Raw genomic sequence first — 202 nt, forward strand, 5'->3', positions numbered from 1 at the left:
CGGTCACTGCCACCCCAAGGTCGTCGCGGCGGCGCAGGAACAGGTTGGCACACTGATCCACGGCCAGTACACGACCGTCATGCACCAGCCGCTGCGGCGCCTCGTCGACAAGCTGGGCGAGGTCCTGCCGTCCGGTCTGGACAGCCTGTTCTTCACCAACTCCGGCAGCGAGGCGGTGGAGGCCGCCCTGCGGCTGGCCCGC

The 202-nt window shown here is 70.3% G+C and carries 1 protein-coding gene; it reads left to right on the forward strand.

Annotation, left to right across the window (positions count from 1 at the left end):
• On the forward strand, positions 1-202 hold a 202-nt coding region (locus IE97_RS39130), incomplete at both ends, for an aminotransferase class III-fold pyridoxal phosphate-dependent enzyme (protein ID WP_037845584.1).

Origin of the sequence: Streptomyces sp. NRRL S-455, assembly GCF_000717875.1 — a bacterium.
In the GTDB taxonomy this organism is placed as follows: Bacteria; Actinomycetota; Actinomycetes; order Streptomycetales; family Streptomycetaceae; genus Streptomyces.